Raw genomic sequence first — 16,675 nt, 5'->3', positions numbered from 1 at the left:
GCGGCGGGCTGGGACGCCGGCGGCCTGGAGCCGGCCGCCCGCGGCGTCGAGGCCGCCCGCGACGTCTACGGCGTAAAGCTGCAGCGCGCCGGGATCGAGGACGCCGTCGTCGACCCGGGCTCGGTCGACGCGATCACCCTCTGGCACGTGCTCGAGCACGTCGAGGACCCGCCCGCGACGCTCGCCACCCTGCGCGGCTGGCTCCGGCCCGGCGGCCTGGTCCTCGTCGGGGTGCCCAACGTCCGGGCGCTGCAGGCGCGGATCGGCGGCGACCACTGGTTCCACCTCGACGTCCCGCGCCACCGCACCCACTTCAGCCCCGAGGGCCTGGCGCGTGCCGCGCAGACCGCCGGCCTGGAGGTCGTCGCCTTCCACGGCGTGCTGCTCGAGCACAACCCGTTCGGCATGTGGCAGTCCGTCGTCAACCGCCTGAGCGGGACGACGTCGTACCTCTACTACCTGCTCAAGCGCGCGGCCCCGCTGCGCGCACGCCCGCTCCTGATCACCCTGGCGTCGCTGCCGCTGCTCCCGCTGCTCGCCGCGCTCGAGTTCGCGGCCGGGGCGCGCGGTCGCGGCGGGACGATGGTCCTCGTCGCCCGCCGGCCCCGCTGAGCCCGGCCGGCGCACCACGGGCCGACGGTCCCGCCGGCCTGCCCCGGACCCGTGGCGCGCCGGCGCTCGCCGCGCCGCGCCCCGTCCCCGGTCCGGGACCGGCCCGACCCGGTGGCGCCGGGGCGCTACGATCGGCCGATGGAAGGCTTTGGCGGACTCTTCGGCGACCCGGACGACCTGCAGCGGAAGATGATGGAGTTCGCTGACCAGATGCAGGGCCAGCAGAAGCTGGCCTGGGCGGACAACGCGATCGGCCTGGCCGTGCAGATGACGGTGGCCGCGGTCGGCCGCGTCAACCTGCAGGGCGACGCCGAGGCGCAGGCCAACCAGATCCGTCAGGTGATGGCCGTCGTCTTCCCCGAGGCCGTCACGCTGGTGCGCGAGGCCCGCCAGGGCCTCGGCTAGAAGAGGACCCGCGGGCCCCGACCCGGGCGTCTCGGGCCCGGCCGCGGTGCGGGTCCGCACGGCCCGGCCCACCCGCCATCGTCGGGGGCCCGTCGCGGGGTCATGCCCCGCCCCCGCCCTCCGCGGCGGCGGCCTCGGCCGTGCGGTGGTCCTTGCCGGCCTGGATGACCTCCTTGAAGGACCGGAAGCCGAAGATCTTCACCAGGGCGACGAAGCCGACGCCCAGGCAGATCACGGCGATCGCGATCTGCTGGCCGACGGAGTAGGCGGCCACCGTCGCCCCCGTCGCGCTGGCGGCGAAGACCTTGACCATGAACGCCTGCTGCACCCCGGCCCCGCCGGGCGTGAACGGCATGAGCGCCGCGACGGCGTTGATGCCGTGGACGAGCAGGACGTTGCGCACGGAGCCGCCGATGTGGAACGCCTCCAGCAGCATCCAGAACGCGGCGAGGCGCACGAGGTACCCGGCGAACAGCACGAGCCAGACCTCGCGGAAGAAGCGCCGCCGGTCCCCGAGGATCGTGAAGCCCTGGCGGACCTTCGCCCAGAACCGTCGGGCGCGCTCGGACAGGACGGCGAAGGCGACCAGCGACGCGACGCCCAGCAGGGTCAGCACGAACAGGCTGAGCTTGGGGTTGCCGAAGATGAACGACAGGTCGAACGCCCCGAGATCCGCGAACTCGGGGGGCGACGGGAACACGCCCTGGGTGAACGCGAAGAGCAGGATCGGGACCGCGATCGACAGGTCGAACAGCGCCTCGACGGACATGGCCGCGGTGATCGCCGGGTAGGTCGATCGGTCGATCGAGGTCTTGATCAGGAAGACCTTGATGACGTCGCCGCCACGCGCCGGGATCACGTTGTTGAACCCGTAGGCGGCGATGTACGCCCCCCACACCCGGCGCCACTGGATCGTCTCGGTCGGGTAGGCCGCCCGGAGGACGTTGAAGAAGCCCCGCGAGCGGATCGTCAGGTAGGCGACGAAGAGCACCAGACCGATCACGAGCGGCCCGAAGCTCACGCTCGCGATCGACGAGAAGAAGCTGCCGATCGCGTCGAAGACGTCCGAGACCCCGGCCAGCGGCGGCACGGTCGGGGATGGGTCGGCCGGGGACACCCCGCAAGGGTACGCCGGGCGTCGACGGGACCGCGCGACGCCGGGGCCGCGGACGGCGCAGACGGTGCCCCGGCGCGGATCTGGCGCACGGGCGCTCGCCTGGCGCCCCGGTCCACAGATGGCGCGACGTGGTTTACCCTCGGCTCAGCAGGGCGCGGAATCATCCGTGTCCATCCTGTCCCCACCGCCCTCGAGCGAGAACGAGACCATGCCGGAGACGCGCAGCTACTCCCTCCCCTACGCCCAGACGCAGCGTGCGTCGTACGGCGCCATCCTCAGCCAGACGATGTTCCTGGTCGCCGTCGCGATCGGCTTCCTCGTCGCCGGCTCCTACGTCGGCGCCGGTCCGGGCGACGCGGAGCCGCTCGGCCAGGGTGCCGCGATGGGCTGCACCATCGCCGCCGTCGTGCTGCTGTTCGCCCAGGCGTTCATCGGCTCGCTCCGCACCGGCGGCGCGGGCATGGCGATCCTCTTCATCGTCGCCCTGCTCCTCGGCCTCGGGCTCGGCCCGGTCCTGCAGCAGCTCAACGTCACGGGTCAGGCCGACGTCGTCACGAAGGCGGCCGGCACCACCGGCCTCGTCGTGGTCGCCGCGGGCGCCGGCGGCACGCTGATCGCCAAGGACCTCTCGGGCTGGATGAAGCCGATCTCGATCATCCTCCTGGTCGCCGTCGCGGTCTCCTGGGGCATGCTCATCTTCGGCGGCGGCGGCGGGATCGCCGGCGACGTCGTCTCGCTCGTGATCGGTGCCGTCTCGGCCGTCGCGATCGTCATCTACTTCAACTTCCTGCGCCTGCAGGCCACCGAGGACGACGTCGTGTGGCTCGCCACCGGCATCTTCGTCGCCGTCGTCAACATCTTCCTGACGATGCTGAACATCTTCGGCGACTGAGCACCCGCCCCGGGCGCGGCCCGGGGCACGAGGGACCTGCGGGGCGGCCACGGCCGCCCCGTCGTCGTTCCGGGACGGGGGCCGCAGGAGCGGGGGCACGGCCGGCCGGGTGGGCGGCCCACCGGGTCGGCGGACCGGACGGGTCGGCGGACCGGACGGGTGGTCGGCGGTCAGTCGCCGTCGAGGCCCAGCAGCGCCCAGAGCGCGGGGTCCTCGAGCGACGGGTGCCGGTGGTGCGCGTGCGAGAGGTCGACGCCCGGGAAGCTCGTCACGCCCAGGACCGTCATGCCGGCGGCGACGGCGGAGCGCACGCCCGTGGGGCTGTCCTCGACGGCGACGCAGTCGGCCGGGTCGACGCCGAGCGCCGCGGCGGCCGCCAGGTAGATGTCCGGGGCGGGCTTGGGGTCGACGACGTCCTCGGCCGTCAGGAGCACCGGGAAGGTGTCCGCATGGCCGGCGCGGTGCAGTGCCTTCTCGGCGAAGCCCCGGGCCGCGTTGGTGGCCATGGCCACCTGGATCCCTTCGGCACGGAGCGCATCGACGAGGCGTTCGGCGCCGGGCATGACGGGGACCTCGCCGTCGAGCTCGCGGTGCACGAGGTCGACGAGCTCCTCCATGATCGCCGGGCCACCGCCGGGCTCGCCGAGGAAGCGCTCGAGGGACTCCGACGCGTGGACGAAGCTCGTCCCGATCAGCTCGAGCTTGTGCTCGGCCAGGAACGGCAGGCCCCGGCGGCGGAAGAGCTCCTCCTCGGCGCGGGACCACACGGACTCCGTCTCGAGGAACGTGCCGTCGTTGTCGAAGACGACGGCCGCCGGGCGGAGGACCGCCGCGGACGCCGCCGACGGCATCAGGTGCCCTTGATGAGCGTCTCGGCGCCGCCCGTGATGCGCCACGGGGTGGGCGGCTCGTACAGGTTGCCGAGGCCCTCGCTGTGGGCGAGCGTCAGGCGCAGCGTCGGGCCGCCGTTGGTCTTCACGGTGACGACCGCCTCGTCGTCACCCGTCTTCTCGGTCGAGTACTCGAGGTCCTTGACCTCGCCCGTGGTGTCCACGAGCAGCTTGTCGCCGTCGCCGACGAGCTTCGCGCGCTCGATCGTGCTGCGGCAGCCCACGCCCTCGGCGTCGCCCGCGAAGAGCTTCTGGGCGCGCTGCGTCATGAAGTCGCAGGCCCGCTGCCCGTTGTTCGTCGCCAGGACGTCGCTGAGGAAGTCGCGTGCGGCCGTCTGGGGCTCGTCCTTCTTGAAGTCGCTGCCGCAGCCGGTGGAGGCGAGCGCCAGCGCGGACGCCAGGGCGATTGGAAGCACGCGGGTCGTACGCATCACCGGAGCATTCTGCCGCCTCGGGCGTCCGGGCGCATCCTCCCACCGTCCGGCCACGTCCGAAGGCGCCCCGCCGGGCCCCGCCGCGGTGCCCGCGCAGCCCGTCCCGACGTGCCCGCGGACTGCCGCGTGGGCTGTGAGGATCGCGGGATGGCCCGCACTCCCGACCACTCCCCGCGGACCCCGGCGGAGCCGCGGGTGCCGGGCGACCTGCGGCCCGTGGGGGACGAGGCGCCGCCCGCCCACGACGACGTCCTGCGCGACGTCGACGTCGCCTGGACCGGCGGGGAGCGCGTCGACGCCCGCGGGGTGCAGCTCGCCGGCGCCCGCATGACGGGCGTCGACCTCGCCGGCGCCCGGCTGCCCCTGCTGGACCTCGAGGACGTCGTGGTCGCCGGGGGGAGCCTCGCCAACGCCGACCTGCGCGAGGCGACCTGGCGGCGGGTCGAGATCCGCGGGGCCCGCCTGACGGGCCTGCGGCTGACGGACGCCCGTCTCGACGAGGTCGTGCTCCGCGACTGCCGGGTCGACCTGGCGGCGCTGGGCGGCTCGCGGCTGCGGCGCGTCGTGCTCGTCGACTGCCTGATGACGGGGACCGACCTGCAGTACGTCGCGGGCGAGGACCTGCTGCTGGAGCGGTGCGACCTGCGCGAGGCGGACCTGACCGGCGCACGGTTCACCCGGACCGAGCTCCTCGGCTGTCCGCTCGAGGGTGCCCGAGGGCTGGAGCAGCTCCGTGGCGTCGGGATGCGCTGGGAGGACGTCCTGGGCTCCGCGGGGGCGTTCGCCGGGCATCTGGGCGTCCGGCTCCTCGACGGGTAGGCCCCGCCCGCCGCGCGGCCCTCCCGCTCCGTCCGCCGAGCCCGAGACCGGGCGGCCCGCCGCGCCGCGGACCGACAGCCGTGCCCGTCGCACAGGCGCCCGGCCCGCGGGCCCGCAACACTGACCGCCGTGCTGCGCGTGTTCCAGAACCCGAAGGTCGTCGTCTCGGTCGTCTTCGTGGCCGCGATATTCATGAACATCCTGGACACGACGATCGTCAACACGGCGATCCCGACGATCGGGCGCGACTTCGACAGCACGGTGTCCAGCACGGGCGCGGTGTCGTCGGCCTACCTCGTCAGCATCGCGGTGGTGATCCCGGCGTCGGGGTGGCTGGGCGACCGCTTCGGGACGCGGCGGATCTTCCTGATCGCCCTGGCGCTGTTCACGGTCGCCTCCGCCCTCTGCGCGCTCGCCGGGTCGCTCGGCCAGCTCGTCGCGTTCCGGGTGCTGCAGGGCGTCGGCGGCGGGATGCTGACCCCGGTGGGCATGGCGATGCTGTTCCGCGTCTTCCCGCCCGAGGAGCGGATCCGGGCGTCGAAGATCCTCACGGTCCCGACCGCCGCGGCCCCCGCGCTGGGCCCCGTCCTCGGCGGGCTGCTCGTCGACGGCCTGTCGTGGCACTGGGCGTTCCTCGTCAACGTGCCCGTCGGCCTGGCCGCGCTGGCCTTCGGGTCGAAGTACCTGCCGCGCCACGACGACGTCGTCGAGGAGACCGGGCGCTTCGACGCGCCGGGCTTCGTGCTCGCCGGCGCCGGCCTCGGCGGGCTCATGTTCGCGATCACCGAGGGGCCCTCCCGTGGCTGGGGGTCCGCCGGCGTCCTCGTCCCCGGGATCCTCGGCCTCGTCCTGCTGGGCCTGCTGGTGCGGCGCGAGCTCGCCGTCCGCTTCCCGCTGCTGGACCTGCGGATCTTCGGCGACCGGTTGTTCCGCCGGTCGACGCTGACGGTCCTGCCCGCCAGTGCGGGGTTCCTCGGGCTGCTCTACGCGTTCCCGTTGCTGCAGCAGGAGGGCCTCGGGCGGACCGCCACCGAGAGCGGCCTGCTGACGTTCCCCGAGGCGATCGGCGTGATGGTCGGGTCGCAGGTCGTCTCGCGCGTCTACCGGCGCTTCGGGCCGCGGCGGCTGATCAGCGGCGGGGCGACGACGGTGGCCCTGATGGCCCTCTGCCTGACCCAGGTCGACGCGTCGACCCCCGACGCCGTGGTCGTCGCGGTGATGTTCGTCCTGGGCGGCGGCATGTCGTTCGTCTTCATCCCGACCCAGTCGACCGTCTTCGCCAACGTCAGCCCGGCCCGGACCGGGCAGGCCTCCGGGCTGTTCAACGCCCTGCGCCAGACGGGCGCCGCGCTCGGCGTGGCGGTGATGGCGACCGTGATCTCCGTCGTCGGCCCGTCGCCCGCGGAGGTGGCGCGGGCCGCGTCGCCCGACCTCGGCGGCTACCACGCGGCGTTCCTCACCGCCGCGGTCCTGCTGCTGCTCGCGGTGGCGATGGCCTCCCGGATCCGCGACGCCGACGCCGCAGCCACGATGGGCCGGGACCCCGTCCCCCGCGGCGCGCACCCGGCCGGGACGCCGGCCGGGCCCGGGACGGCGCCCGCGGGAGACTGACCGGGGCGGGGCAGGCGGGGCCCGGACGCGACACCCCGCCGGCGGGGCGGGCAGCCCACGCAACGACCCGACGCGACGACGCACGGCGCCATGCCTGCGACCCGGGCCGCCGTCGTGGGTACCGTGCGACGCGATGCCCACCGCCCCCCGCACCGACTTCGATCCCGAGGAGCTCGGCTCCGGCCGCTTCTACCAGGTGATGACGGCCTCGATCGTGCCGCGGCCGATCGCCTGGGTCTCGACGACGTCCGAGGACGGGGTCGACAACCTGGCGCCGCACTCGTTCTTCACGGTCGCCTGCGTCGCGCCGCCGATCGTGCAGTTCACCTCCGTCGGCCGGAAGGACTCGCTGCGCAACATCGAGGCGACGGGCGAGTTCGTCGTCTCGCTGACGCCCGAGCCGCTGTTCGAGCAGGTCAACGCCACCGGCACCAACTACCCCGAGGACGTGTCGGAGTTCGACGCCGTCGGGCTGGAGCGCGAGCGCAGCTCGCTCGTCCGGCCGCCGCGGGTCGCCGCGTCGCCGGTCGCGCTCGAGTGCCGGCTGCACAGCGTCGTCGGCCTGGGCAACTCGTGGGTCGTGCTCGGCCGCGTCGTCCACGCTGCGGTACACACCGACTTGCTGGCCGACGACGGCCTGCCGGACATCGACCGGCTCGCGCCCCTGTCGCGCCTGGGCCGCACCGAGTGGGGCACCCGCGGCGAGATCCGCCGCATCGACCGCATCCCGTACGAGGCCGACTGAGCTGCAGGGCCGACGGAGCCGCGGGGCCGACGGAGCCGCGGGGCCGACGGACCTCGGCGGCGGAGTGAGGCGGGCGACCCGTCGAGGCGGGGGGGGGCCGTCGGGGCGGGCGACGCGTCGAGGCGGGCGACCGGACGAGGCGGCCGACCCGTCGGGCCGGGCGACACGTCGAGGCGGGGGGCCGGCGAGCCCAGCCCTATGGACACGTCTTCGGCGTGACTCGCCGGGCGCATACGGTGATTCACCCGGTGACTACGACCGGCGACGTGTCTGTTCTCCCAGGGAGGCACGGCCCGCACCCATCAGCCGACCATCGGTCGATCGGTCGGCATCGCGGAGTGCCTCGGGATCGAAGCGTCGGCGGCCGGACGGACGCCCGCCCCGTTCCAGGAACGCGATCCGGGAGCACGCCGACAGGAACGCGGGGGGCCCGCCACGGCGCCCGGGCGCCGTTCCCGGACTACGCTTGGCGCATGATCGTCCGGACGCCCGAGGAGCTCGAAGGTCTGCGCCGGGTGGGGGCGCTGGTCGCCGAGACCACGCGCCGCATGCGCGAGGCCGTCGCCCCGGGCGTCAGCACCGCCGAGCTGGACCTGATCGCCGCGCGGACGTTCCACGAGTACGGCGCGCTGTCGGGGCCGATGGAGACCTACGCGTTCCCCGGCTCGACCTGCATCTCGGTCAACGAGGAGGTCGTCCACGGCATCCCCGGTGGGCGGAAGCTGCGCGAGGGCGACCTCGTCACCCTCGACGTCACCCCCGAGCTGGACGGCTGGCTCGCCGACGCGGCGGTGACCGTGCCCGTCGGGGAGGTCTCCGACGAGGCCCGTCGGCTGCTGGACGCCGCGGACGCCTGCCTGGCCGCGGCGCTCGGCGTCGCCCGGGCGGGGATGCCGCTGCGCGAGATCGGCCGCACCGTGCAGGAGACCGCCGCGGCGCTGGGCGCCAGCCCCTTCGAGGAGCTCTGCGGCCACGGGATCGGCCGCGAGCTGCACGAGGACCCGACCGTCCCCAACGTCGACGTCCCGACGCTGCGCACGCCGCTGGAGGAGGGCCTCGTGATCGCCGTCGAGCCGATGCTGACCCTCGGCGATCCGCGCCTGGTCGAGCGCGGCGACGGCTGGACGATCGCCACCGCCGACGGCGCGCTGTCGGTGCACGTCGAGCACACGATCGTGGTGCAGGACGGCGCGCCGATCGTGCTGACGGCCTGACCGCCCGACCCAGCCCACCCGCACGGCCGTGGGTGGTGGGTCGCCGGGCTCGGCGTCAGCCCGCGCCGCCGGGGCGCGAGATGCGCCAGGTGTCGCCCGAGCGCTGCAGCTGCACCTCGAGCGGGTTCGTGTCGCCCCCGCCGCCCTGCGGCGCCACGAGCCGCACGACGGCCGTGCGACCGGTGACCGTCGCCGCGCCGACGCGCAGGTTGCCGAGCGAGCGCTTGAAGCCGTCCTCCCCGCCACCCTGGGCGTAGGCGGTGCGGATGCCCTCGGCGCACGAGTCGTCGGCGGCGTCGGCGATCCGGCGACGCTGGGCCGGCGTGTAGAGCCTGCAGACCGCCTCGCCGTCCCCGGCGGAGAACGCCGCGACGTACTGCGTGACGACGGCGCCCGCGCGGGACTCCTCGTCGCCACCCGCGGCGGGCGCGGCCGCCGTCGTGGTCGCGCTCACGGGCGGAGCCGCGTCGGGGGCGACCGTCGCCTCGTCGTCGCCGTCCGAGCCGCCGCAGGCCGTCAGACCGAGGGCCGCGGTGCCCGCGACGAGGATCGCGAGCGCCGGTCGCGCCGGGCGGCGGACCGCCGCGGGGCGGGCACCGGCCGGCCCGTGGATGCGTGGAGTCGAACCGTCGCGCATGGCCGCAAGGTAGCGGGACCGGGGGCCGCGACGCGGCGCGACAGGTGAATCCGTATCCAGAAACCGGGATTCGTCGCTCGAGGAGCGATGACGGTGTCCGCGGACGGGGTCCGGCGCGAAACCCCACGCAGGCGCGCCGGCCGTTCTAGGGTCGGGCCATGGACGCCCGCGAGATCTCGGTCCTGGCCACCGGCGGCAGCTTCTTCGAGGGCCCGCGATGGCGGGACGGCACCTGGTGGACCTCGGACTTCTACCGCCGCCGCGTCAGCCGCTGGAGCACCGACGGGGAGGAGACCGTCGTCGTCGAGCTCGACGACCAGCCGTCCGGCCTGGGCTGGCTGCCGGACGGGTCGCTCGTCATCAGCTCGATGAAGGACCGACGGGTGCTGCGGTTCGCCGACGGCGAGGTGTCGACCCTCGCCGAGCTGGCCGAGCACAGCGGCGGGCACCTCAACGACCTCGTCGTCGACGCCGCCGGGCACGTCTTCGTGGGCGACTTCGGGTTCGACCTGATGGGCGGCGGCGACGCGACGGGCGCATCGCTCAAGCGCATCGATCCGGACGGCAGCGTCACCGTCGTCGCGGAGGGCCTGCGGTTCCCCAACGGCTCCGTCATCACCGACGACGGCGCGACCCTGATCGTCGGCGAGACGCTCGGCAACCGCTACACCGCGTTCGACCTGAGCCCCGACGGCGAGCTCTCGAACCGCCGGACCTGGGCGTCGTTCGGCCCCGAGGTGCGCGACGCCACGGTCGACGAGACGATCCCGCAGCTCGTCGTCGCCCCGGACGGCTGCACGCTGGACGCCGAGGGCCACATCTGGGCGGCCGACGCCGTCGGCGGTCGCGCCGTCCGGGTCGCACCCGGCGGCGAGCTCGTCGACCAGGTCACCGCACCCGAAGGCCTGGGCGTCTTCGCCTGCGCGCTGGGCGGCGACGACGGCCGGACCCTGCTGCTCTGCTCCGCGCCGGACTTCTACGAGCACAACCGCGCGGACACCCGCGAGGCGCAGCTGCTGACGGTCCGGGTCGACGTCCCGCACGCCGGGCGGCCGTAGGCGGCTCGCCGTCCGGACCGGCCACCCCGGCGGGACGGCCGCCGAGCGGCCGCTCCGGGCGAGACCGGCGCCCCCGGCGGGACGGCCGCCGAGCGGCCGCTCAGGGCGAGACCGGCGCGCCCGCCTCGTCGTCGCGGCCCATCCGGCGGGCCGCGGTGCTCGTCGAGCCCACGGGCACGTGCTCGCCCGCCGAGGCCAGGCCGGTGCGGGGCATGTCGACCCACATGCCCTCGTACTCCCCCGCCCGAACCCGGTAGGTCTCGTGGTAGACGCCGACGGCGTCGGTCCCCCGGATCCGGCGGTTGAAGCGCGCCCACGCCGGCAGGTGGGCGGCGTCGCTCGCCCGGGCGTACGCCTCGAGCTGCTCGAACGACCGCCAGTACTGCACGTACGCGAAGCCGCCGAACATCCAGCCGAGGTGCGTGGCCAGCAGGCCCCGCTCCGGCTGGGCGCGGAGCTCGCGGATCATCGGCTGCATCGACGCCATCACGGGCACCCAGCGGTGCACGTGCAGCGGCTTGTTGATGTGGAAGCCGATGAGGAAGACGACGAAGTCCCCCTCGATCCGCGCCGTGTGGCGCCCGTGGACGACGGTCATGGCGCGAGCCTAGACCTCGCCCGTCCGCCCGTCAGGCGGACGGGCGGAGGCCGCGGCTCAGGCGGGGGCCGGGGTTCAGGCGGGGGCCGCGGCTCAGGCGGTCGCCGCGCCCTGGAGCGCGTCGAGCGCCGCCAGGACCTTCGCGTCGTGCTCGGCCGGCTTGACCTTCGGGAACACCTCGGCGACGACGCCCTCGGGGTCGACGATGACCGTCGAGCGCGAGGCGCCCCAGTAGGTCTTGCCGTACATCGACTTCTCGACCCACGTGCCGTAGAGGTCGCAGACCTCGTGGTCCTCGTCGGCCAGCAGCGTGAAGTCCAGCGCCTGCTTCTCGACGAACGACGCGACCTTCTTCACGGGGTCGGGCGAGACGCCCAGGACGCGGGCGCCGCGGGACTCGTAGTCCGCCCGGTGGTCCCGCACGGAGCAGGCCTGCGTCGTGCACCCCGGCGTCGAGGCCTTGGGGTAGAAGTAGAGGACGACCCAGGTCCCCCGCAGGTCGGACAGCGTGACGGGCGTGCCCTCCGCGTCGGGCAGGGTGAAGTCGGGGGCGGGCTGGCCGGTCTCGGGCAGGGGCACGGGTGCTCCTCGGGTCGGGTGACGGACGGCCATCGTGGCACGGCGCAGGACCCGGGACGACGGGCGTCCGTCCACCGGGGTCGGGGTACGGGTCGGCCATGGCTCCTTCGACCTCGCTCGTCCGTCCTCGTCGCGGGAAGGTGGTCGCCGGCGTGTGCGCGGCCCTCGCCAACCGGTTCGGCACGTCGCGCACCCTCGTCCGCGTGCTCTTCGTCGTGTCGATGCTGCTGCCGGGCCCGCAGATCCTCGCCTACCTCGTCGGCTGGGCGCTGATCCCGAAGGCCCCGCGCCGCTGAGGCCCCGCCCCGCACCGCCCCCGCCGAGGTCCCGCATCGCGCCGAGGCCCCGCCCCGCACGGTGATCCCGCCCCGCCGTGGCAGAGTCCGCGGCATGCCCGAGCTCCCCGACACGATGCGCGCGATCGTCGCCCCCGCCCCCGGCGGGCCCGAGACGCTGGAGGAGAGCGAGGTGCCGCGCCCCTCCCCCGGCCCCGGTCAGGTGCTGATCCGCGTCGCGGCCGCCGGCGTCAACCCCGTCGACGCGAAGACCCGCTCCGGCGCCGGAGCGGCGCGCTTCCTCGGCGACGCCGACTGGCCGTGGATCCCCGGCTGGGACCTGGCGGGCACGGTGGTCGAGGCCGGCTTCGGCGTCGCGCGCTTCGGGGTCGGGGACCGCGTCTTCGGGACGGTCGGGTTCCCCCACGCCGCCGGCGCCTACGCGGAGTACGCCGTCGCGCACGTGTCGCAGCTCAGCCGGTCCCCGCGCTCCCTCGACGACGCGCACGCCGCGGCGCTGGCGATGGGCGGCCTGACGGCCTGGCAGGCGCTCGTCGACGCCGGCGGCCTCGAGACGAACCAGCGCGTCCTGGTCACCGCCGCGGCCGGCGGCGTCGGGCACCTCGCCGTCCAGATCGCCGCGGACCTCGGGGCCCACGTCATCGCGGTCGCGTCGCCCGACAACGTCGACTTCGTCCGCGGGCTGGGGGCCTACGAGATCCTCGACCGCACCCGCGAGGACTGGGCCGACGGCGTCGAGCCGGTCGACCTCGTCCTGGACTGCTTCGGCGGACCGGCCCGCGCGCCCGCCCTGTCGACGGTCCGACCCGGCGGGACGATCGTCACCCTGCCCACGGGCGGCGACCGCGAGGCCGCGCCCGACGGCGTCCACGACCCGACGGTCTTCGTCGCCCCGGACGGTCTCGAGCTGCAACTGCTCACCGGCTCCGTCGAGCGCGGGGCCCTGAAGCCCCACGTCTCGCAGGTCCTCCCGCTCGCCGACGCGGCCCGCGCCCACGAGCTGATCGCCTCGGGCGGGACCCAGGGCAAGATCGTCCTGACGATCGACTGAGCGGGGCCGGGCCCCGACCCTCAGGCCGGGGTCGGGTGCTGCTCCTCGTGGTCGGACTGCCCCTGCGTCATGGCCTGCTCCTCGACGGCGCCGGCCGTCGTCCAGCTCTCCGGGAGCGGCTCGGGCTCGCCGCTGGCGGTCTTGCCGGCGATCGCGACACGACCGATGGCGGCCGGGGCCGCGGCGCCGCCCTTGGCGGGGATGCGATCCATCGCCAGCTCGGTCATCGCGGTGATCGTCAGCGACGGGTTGACGCCGACGTTGGCCGGGATCGCCGCGCCGTCGCAGACGAGGAGGTTCTCGTAGCCGAAGACGCGGTGGTCCTTGTCGATGACGCCGTGGTCGCGGTCGCGCCCGATGGGCGCGCCGCCGAGGATGTGCGCGGTCGACGGGATGTTGAAGAGCGCCTCGGTGGTCGAGGAGCCCGGGACGCCGCCGGTCCTGCGCGCCAGCCACGACGTGAAAGCGTTGGCCGCCGGGATGAACGTCGGGTTCGGGTTGTCCGGGTCCTGCCGCGTCTGCAGCTTGACCCGCCCGTCCTTGCGGCCCTTCGCCACGAGCGAGATCGAGTTGTCCAGCGACTGCATGACCAGGACGACGATCGTGCGCTGCGACCAGTTCTTCGAGAACAGCAGCTCGAAGACCCACCGCGGGTGGCGGACGATCTGGCCGAGCCACTTCAGCGGCCGTGTCAGGCGCGTGCCGTTGCCGGTCAGCACGGTGAAGAGCCCGCGGATCGCGCCGCCGCCCTCGCCGTAGGTGACCGTCTCGATGTGGGTGTGCGGGTCGGGGTAGATCGACGAGGTGATCGCGACGCGCTTGGACAGCGCCTCGGCCCGCCCCTCCGGGACGGTGACGCCCAGGATCGCCTCGCTGTTCGTGCGCACGAGGTGGCCGAGGCGGTCGGAGATCTTCGGCAGGTCGCCGTTGATCTTGCAGCGGGCGAGCAGCTCGTTGGTGCCCAGCGCCCCGCCGGCGACGACGACGCCGCGCGCCCGGATCGCCTGACGGTCCTTGCGGAACCGGGCGCCCGTGCGCTCGTGGACGATCTGCCAACCGTCGGTGCCGTCGGTGCCGTTCAGCGGGGTCAGCGAGACGACCTCGCGGCCCGGGGCGATCGTCGCGCCGTGCTTGTGCTCGGCGAAGTGCAGGTAGTTCTTCGTCGTCGAGTTCTTCGACCCCTGGGGGCAGCCGAGCATGCAGCGCCCGATGGAGGAGCAGCCCACGCGGGCGGGGCCCTCGCCGCCGAAGTACGGGTCGGCCGTCTCGACGCCCGGGTTCTCGAGGTACGTGCCGACGCGCGCCTTGCGGTACGTGTTGCCGACGCCGATCTCCTCGCCGTACTCCTTGAGCAGCTGGTCGGCCGGGTCGTCGGCGGTCACGTCGGTCACGCCGAGCATCCGCTGGGCGGTCTCGTAGTGCGGGGCCAGGTCGCTGCGCCAGTCGGCCAGGTCGCCCCACTGCCGGTCCTCGAAGAACGCCTTCGGCGGGACGTAGAGGGTCATGGCGTAGACGAGCGAGCCGCCGCCGACGCCGGCGCCGCTCATGATGAAGACGTCCTTGAACGTCGTCAGCTTGAACAGGCCGCGCAGGCCGAAGCGCGGCGCGTAGAAGTAGCGGCGCAGGTCCCACGAGCTCTTCGGCATCGCGTCGTCCTCGAACCGCTCCCCCCGCTCGAGGACCGTGACGCGGTGGCCCTTCTCGCTCAGGCGCAGGGCGCTGACGGAGCCGCCGAAGCCCGAGCCGATGACGACCCAGTCCGTGTCGAAGGAGCCGTCGTCGCCCGTGTTCCGGGCGACGCCCGACACCGGGCCCGTGCTCGCCGATCGATCGCCTGCCGTGGTTGCCATGCCGCTCTCCCTCTTCGCTGCCCCGGACCGGCCGTGAGGGACCGGACCAAAAGAATGACGCCTGCGTCACCTTAGCGGCTCGGGGGGCCTGCGTCACCTCTTCGGACCGTACGGCGCGCCCGCTAGTCCTTGAGCAGCCGCGAGAAGCGGCGGTCCTTGTACGGCTTGCCGCCCGTCTGACAGGTCGGGCAGTACGCCATCTCGTCGCTCTCGTAGTGCACGGCGAGGATCGTGTCGCCGCACCGCGGGCAGGCCTCGCCCGCCCGGCCGTGCACGCGCTCGGGGACCGGCATCTTGTCCTTCAGCGGCAGCTTCAGCGTCTCCGCGTAGCCGGCGATCGCCTCGTCCAGGCGCATGCGGATCGCCTCGCGGAGTGCCGCGCGCTCGTCGTCGTCGAGGTCGCCGGCGCGGCGCAACGGGGCGATCTTCGCCTCCCACAGCACCTCGTCGGCCCAGCGTCGCCCGACGCCGGCGATCACCCGCTGGTCGCGCAGGGCGCCTCGGAGCGTCCGGCGCGGGGGCAGGATCGAGAGGTCCGGCGGGTCCGGCCAGGCCTCCGGCCCCAAGGTGCTCAGCCGCTCGTCCGCCTCGAGGTCGGCCTCGCGCAGCAGCCGCCCCCAGGCGGACTGCCGGGTGCCGAACTCCTTCAGCCGCAGCTCTCGCTCGCCGTCGAAGCCGTCCGCCCCGCCCTGCAGCCGGACCACGATGCGGGCCGTGCGGTCCTTCATCGTCGCCCGCTTCTCGAACAGCTGGAGGCGCCCGGCGCTCATCAGGTGCACCAGCAGGACGGCACGTCCGTCCGGGTCGTCGTCGGTGACGAGCCCCCCGCCGGCGAAGCGGACCAGCAGCATCTTCCCCCGCCGCTCGATGCCCGTCAGCGTCGAGCCGGCCAGCGCGTCGAGCGGTGGCTTGAACGTCTGCATCGTCGCCAGGCCCGGGGCACGCGCCGAGTCGACGGTCGCACCCTGCAGCGCGGCGGAGAGGAGCCGCGCGGTGATCTCGACCTCCGGCAGCTCCGGCACGACTCAGCCCCGGACCCGCGCGAGGACGTCGGGGCCCATCAGACCCCGGAGCTCGGCCCGCGAGCCCTGCACCGTGATCAGCGCGACGGCGGCCTTGCGCATCCGCAGCCGTGCGCCGGTCAGGTCGAAGGCGACCTGCGAGAGGTCCGGCTCGTGCCCGACGACGAGCACGCGGTCGCCGAGGCCGGCCGCCTGGAGCGCCTCGTCCCGGTCCAGCCCGACGACCGCGCCGTGCTCGACGGGTGCACCGCCGAGGGCCTCGCAGGCCAGGAGCGCCGTCCGCCACGCTCGGACCTTCGGCGAGGCGAGGACGACGTCGGGGGTCAGGCCCAGGGCGGCCAGCGCGACGCCCGCGGCGCGCGCCTGCGCCTCGCCCTTCGCGGTCAGGTCGCGGTCGGCGTCCAGACCCGACGGCGCGCGGTCCTCGGCGGTGCCGTGGCGCAGCAGCAGCAGCTCGCTCACGAGGGATCCTCGGTCGAGGGGTCGGGGGTGACCGCCGACCGCCGCGCAGCGGGGCCGGAGGCGCCCGCGGCGGGCAGCAGCGCGACCGCGGGACGCTCGAACCGCGGGCCTCGCACCGCCGCGAAGCGTCGTGCCGCCCGGGCCAGCCAGAGCCGGCGACCGGCGGAGGCCAGCGCCGTGGCCAGCGCGGCGACGGTGAGGATCCGGGCGCCCGTGGAGCGCCGGCCGGGCACGACCCGCAGGGCCGTCCGGACGATGGTCGACGAGGCGGGCGGGCTCATCCTCCGAGTCTACGTCGGCGGCCGGGGGCCGCCCACGGTCCCGCCGCGCGGCACGCCGGCGTGCACGGGGCGCGGGGACGCCCGGGCGCGCGAGCCGGGGCG

Annotated in this window: 19 protein-coding genes and 1 pseudogene; 10 read left to right on the top strand and 10 right to left on the bottom strand. The window is 74.7% G+C overall.

Annotated features, from left to right (window positions below):
• The coding region (locus Q7T67_RS09545) for a class I SAM-dependent methyltransferase (RefSeq protein ID WP_304788440.1) at positions 1-612 on the top strand (612 nt) is incomplete at its 5' end.
• Positions 613-750: 138 nt separating this feature from the next.
• Positions 751-1,017 (top strand): hypothetical protein, encoded by a 267-nt coding sequence (locus tag Q7T67_RS09540; protein WP_304788438.1) that lies wholly within the window; start codon positions 751-753, stop codon positions 1,015-1,017.
• Between the two features lie 100 nt (positions 1,018-1,117).
• Here the strand turns inward: Q7T67_RS09540 and Q7T67_RS09535 are convergent, their stop codons facing one another.
• Positions 1,118-2,134: a lysylphosphatidylglycerol synthase transmembrane domain-containing protein gene (locus tag Q7T67_RS09535; RefSeq protein WP_304788436.1), complete on the bottom strand. Its 1,017-nt coding sequence runs from the start codon at positions 2,132-2,134 to the stop codon at positions 1,118-1,120.
• A 208-nt stretch (positions 2,135-2,342) separates the two neighbouring features.
• On the opposite strand from Q7T67_RS09535, the gene Q7T67_RS09530 reads away from it, so the two are divergent.
• The gene (locus tag Q7T67_RS09530) at positions 2,343-3,026 is read left to right on the top strand and encodes a Bax inhibitor-1 family protein (protein ID WP_304788434.1); all 684 of its coding nucleotides are present in this window, start codon (positions 2,343-2,345) and stop codon (positions 3,024-3,026) included.
• 170 nt (positions 3,027-3,196) lie between these two features.
• Here Q7T67_RS09530 and Q7T67_RS09525 read toward each other — a convergent pair whose 3' ends face one another.
• Complete coding sequence (locus Q7T67_RS09525; RefSeq protein WP_304788432.1) at positions 3,197-3,877, bottom strand: HAD family phosphatase; 681 nt, start codon at positions 3,875-3,877, stop codon at positions 3,197-3,199.
• Positions 3,877-4,347, bottom strand: a complete 471-nt coding sequence (locus Q7T67_RS09520) for a hypothetical protein (RefSeq protein WP_304788430.1) — start codon at positions 4,345-4,347, stop codon at positions 3,877-3,879. Before Q7T67_RS09520 ends, Q7T67_RS09525 begins: the two co-directional genes overlap by 1 nt.
• Positions 4,348-4,497: 150 nt before the next feature.
• Here Q7T67_RS09520 and Q7T67_RS09515 point away from each other — a divergent pair, with 150 nt between their 5' ends.
• The 4 genes and pseudogenes from Q7T67_RS09515 (at position 4,498) to map (ending at position 8,739) form a co-directional block, all read left to right on the top strand.
• Positions 4,498-5,169 carry a pentapeptide repeat-containing protein gene (locus Q7T67_RS09515; protein WP_304788428.1) on the top strand — a complete coding sequence of 224 codons (672 nt, stop codon included), beginning with the start codon at positions 4,498-4,500 and terminating at the stop codon, positions 5,167-5,169.
• 102 nt (positions 5,170-5,271) lie between these two features.
• A pseudogene (locus Q7T67_RS09510) lies at positions 5,272-6,780 on the top strand (MDR family MFS transporter); the annotation flags it as partial.
• Positions 6,781-6,913: 133 nt separating this feature from the next.
• Complete coding sequence (locus tag Q7T67_RS09505) at positions 6,914-7,525, top strand: flavin reductase family protein (RefSeq protein WP_304788426.1); 612 nt, start codon at positions 6,914-6,916, stop codon at positions 7,523-7,525.
• A gap of 473 nt (positions 7,526-7,998) precedes the next feature.
• Positions 7,999-8,739 carry a type I methionyl aminopeptidase gene (gene map, locus Q7T67_RS09500; protein WP_304788424.1) on the top strand — a complete coding sequence of 247 codons (741 nt, stop codon included), beginning with the start codon at positions 7,999-8,001 and terminating at the stop codon, positions 8,737-8,739.
• A gap of 55 nt (positions 8,740-8,794) precedes the next feature.
• On the opposite strand, the gene Q7T67_RS09495 is transcribed toward map, so the two are convergent.
• Positions 8,795-9,376 (bottom strand): hypothetical protein, encoded by a 582-nt coding sequence (locus Q7T67_RS09495; protein WP_304788422.1) that lies wholly within the window; start codon positions 9,374-9,376, stop codon positions 8,795-8,797.
• A 158-nt stretch (positions 9,377-9,534) separates the two neighbouring features.
• On the opposite strand from Q7T67_RS09495, the gene Q7T67_RS09490 reads away from it, so the two are divergent.
• Positions 9,535-10,434 carry an SMP-30/gluconolactonase/LRE family protein gene (locus Q7T67_RS09490; RefSeq protein ID WP_304788420.1) on the top strand — a complete coding sequence of 300 codons (900 nt, stop codon included), beginning with the start codon at positions 9,535-9,537 and terminating at the stop codon, positions 10,432-10,434.
• Positions 10,435-10,534: 100 nt separating this feature from the next.
• On the opposite strand, the gene Q7T67_RS09485 is transcribed toward Q7T67_RS09490, so the two are convergent.
• Positions 10,535-11,032, bottom strand: coding sequence for a DUF4188 domain-containing protein (locus tag Q7T67_RS09485; protein ID WP_304788418.1), 498 nt, complete (start codon positions 11,030-11,032; stop codon positions 10,535-10,537).
• 93 nt (positions 11,033-11,125) lie between these two features.
• Positions 11,126-11,611, bottom strand: coding sequence for a thioredoxin-dependent thiol peroxidase (gene bcp, locus Q7T67_RS09480; RefSeq protein WP_304788416.1), 486 nt, complete (start codon positions 11,609-11,611; stop codon positions 11,126-11,128).
• Between the two features lie 98 nt (positions 11,612-11,709).
• On the opposite strand from bcp, the gene Q7T67_RS09475 reads away from it, so the two are divergent.
• Together Q7T67_RS09475 and Q7T67_RS09470 are read left to right on the top strand one after the other, a co-directional pair.
• Complete coding sequence (locus tag Q7T67_RS09475) at positions 11,710-11,907, top strand: PspC domain-containing protein (RefSeq protein ID WP_304788414.1); 198 nt, start codon at positions 11,710-11,712, stop codon at positions 11,905-11,907.
• 94 nt (positions 11,908-12,001) lie between these two features.
• Entirely contained in the window at positions 12,002-12,958 is a 957-nt protein-coding gene (locus tag Q7T67_RS09470) for an NADP-dependent oxidoreductase (RefSeq protein ID WP_304788412.1), read from the top strand.
• A 20-nt stretch (positions 12,959-12,978) separates the two neighbouring features.
• On the opposite strand, the gene Q7T67_RS09465 is transcribed toward Q7T67_RS09470, so the two are convergent.
• The 4 genes from Q7T67_RS09465 to Q7T67_RS09450 form a co-directional block, all read right to left on the bottom strand.
• Positions 12,979-14,808 carry an FAD-dependent oxidoreductase gene (locus Q7T67_RS09465; protein WP_304788410.1) on the bottom strand — a complete coding sequence of 610 codons (1,830 nt, stop codon included), beginning with the start codon at positions 14,806-14,808 and terminating at the stop codon, positions 12,979-12,981.
• A gap of 122 nt (positions 14,809-14,930) precedes the next feature.
• The gene (locus Q7T67_RS09460) at positions 14,931-15,830 is read right to left on the bottom strand and encodes a DNA-formamidopyrimidine glycosylase family protein (RefSeq protein WP_304788408.1); all 900 of its coding nucleotides are present in this window, start codon (positions 15,828-15,830) and stop codon (positions 14,931-14,933) included.
• A 3-nt stretch (positions 15,831-15,833) separates the two neighbouring features.
• A complete protein-coding gene (locus tag Q7T67_RS09455) occupies positions 15,834-16,292 on the bottom strand; it encodes a histidine phosphatase family protein (RefSeq protein WP_304788406.1) in 459 nt (152 codons plus the stop codon).
• Positions 16,289-16,573 carry a hypothetical protein gene (locus tag Q7T67_RS09450; RefSeq protein ID WP_304788404.1) on the bottom strand — a complete coding sequence of 95 codons (285 nt, stop codon included), beginning with the start codon at positions 16,571-16,573 and terminating at the stop codon, positions 16,289-16,291. The genes Q7T67_RS09455 and Q7T67_RS09450 overlap by 4 nt, the downstream gene beginning before the upstream one ends.
• Positions 16,574-16,675: the final 102 nt, after the last annotated feature.

Source organism: Patulibacter sp., from assembly GCF_030655195.1.
Taxonomy (GTDB): domain Bacteria; phylum Actinomycetota; class Thermoleophilia; order Solirubrobacterales; family Solirubrobacteraceae; genus Patulibacter.
This window is presented reverse-complemented; position numbering and strand designations above follow the sequence as displayed.